Genomic DNA, 1,689 nt, shown 5'->3' with positions numbered 1-1,689 from the left:
TTATCAGAGAGATGGGTCTAAAACCCCGTCCTCCGCTTCGCTAAAGGACGGCTTTTCTTGATTCCTAATATACTCCTTCAGCACTTCAATCGGTGCGCCTCCAACAGAGCTAACAAAATAGCTAGGACTCCAGAGGGCATCTTTGCCGTAGGGTTTAGGGTGTCCAGCTTGACCGTATCGGCGGCTAGAAACACCCTTGAGTGCGTTCACCATCTGAGAGATTGAAAGTTTAGGCGGAAACTCAATCAATACGTGAACGTGATCCGCTTCACCGTTGAATTCGAGGATCTGGAAATCCATCTTCTTAGCCACTTCGTTGAAGGAGTTCCCAATCACAGCGAGACCTTCAGCGGTCAATACGCTTCTACGATATTTAGTGACACAGACCAAATGAATCTTAAGGCTTGAGATGCTGTGTCTTTCCTTGCGTAACTGGGTTGTCATTTCTTACAGACCAACGTACAATTGAGTAGCAGACCGATTCTAGCATAGGCAATGAAAGCGAGATATCAATACCGTTTCTACCCGACCGACCAACAGCGACAGAGCCTAGCTCAGTTGTTTGGTTGTGTTCGGGTGGTTTGGAATGATGCCTTAGCAATCTGCAAGCAGTCTGAGAAGTTCCTGGGATACAGCAAGCTTTCTGCAATGCTGACCCAAACGAAAAAGACTGAAGCGCGCGAGTGGTTAGGGTCTGTCTCGTCGGTTCCATTGCAGCAATCTCTAAGACAGTTGAGTGTTGCCTACAAAAACTTTTTTGACTCTCTGACTGGGAAACGAAAAGGCAGAAAGGTTGGCTCACCCAAATTTAAGAAGAAGTCTAACCAGCAGTCTGCAACCTTTACAGACAATGCTTTTAGAATTTCCGATGAGGTTGTCTATCTGGCTAAGATTGGCGACTTAAAGCCAGTTTGGTCGAGAGAATTGCCCTCTACACCAAGTTCTATAACGGTAATCAAAGACTGCGCTAACCGCTATTTCCTGAGCTTTGTCGTGGAAGTTGAACCCGTTCAAGTCGATGCTAAAAACCAAAGTATCGGAATTGATTTGGGCATCCAGACTTTCGCGGTGATGAGCAACGGTGAAAAGGCTTTTAGCCCTGACTACTCAAAGCACGATCGGAGGATTCGCAAGCTTCAAAAGAAACTGGCGCGTCAACGAAAAGGGTCGAATCGCAGAAACAGAACCAGAATTCAGATTGCTAAACGACACAATCAGATTGCGGATATCCGCCAGGATTTCTTGCACAAACTGTCTACCAAAATCGTGAGCGAAAACCAAGCGATCGTGCTGGAAGATTTGAACGTGTCGGGGATGGTGAAAAACCGCAAGCTTGCGAGGTCAATCAGTCTGCAAGGCTGGAGAGCGTTTAGAGCGCTGTGTGAGGCTAAGTCTGAAAAGTTTGGCAGAGAGTTTCATGTCATCAACCGATGGGAACCGACTAGCCAGGTTTGTTCAGATTGCGGTTTCAAATGGGGCAAGCTGGATCTAAAAATTCGGTCGGTTCGATGCCTGAATTGTGGCACTGACCATGACCGAGATGAGAATGCAGCGAAGAATATAGAATCAAGTCGCCATAGGGCATTGGGAGACTCTAAACGGACGCAGAGACAGAGTAAGACTATTTCGATAGCATCAGTCGGCGAAGCGTCAAGAATCACCGCTCCTTTAGGACGGTGAGTATGTCAA

General features: G+C 47.0%; 2 protein-coding genes. One reads left to right on the top strand and one right to left on the bottom strand.

Annotated features, from left to right (window positions below; genetic code table 11):
* Positions 1-3: 3 nt before the first annotated feature.
* Entirely contained in the window at positions 4-444 is a 441-nt protein-coding gene (tnpA, locus tag ACJ2PR_RS35870; protein WP_446871934.1) for an IS200/IS605 family transposase, read from the bottom strand.
* A 51-nt stretch (positions 445-495) separates the two neighbouring features.
* Here tnpA and ACJ2PR_RS35865 point away from each other — a divergent pair, with 51 nt between their 5' ends.
* Positions 496-1,680, top strand: coding sequence for an RNA-guided endonuclease InsQ/TnpB family protein (locus ACJ2PR_RS35865; RefSeq protein ID WP_446880634.1), 1,185 nt, complete (start codon positions 496-498; stop codon positions 1,678-1,680).
* Positions 1,681-1,689 lie beyond the last annotated feature (9 nt).

This window comes from Phormidesmis sp. 146-33 (assembly GCF_052939515.1).
This window is presented reverse-complemented; position numbering and strand designations above follow the sequence as displayed.

Coding starts and splice junctions, on each gene's coding strand:
- tnpA (WP_446871934.1), bottom strand. CDS start 444: ATGACAACCCAGTTACGCAAGGAAAGACACAGCATCTCAAGCCTTAAG.
- ACJ2PR_RS35865 (WP_446880634.1), top strand. CDS start 496: ATGAAAGCGAGATATCAATACCGTTTCTACCCGACCGACCAACAGCGA.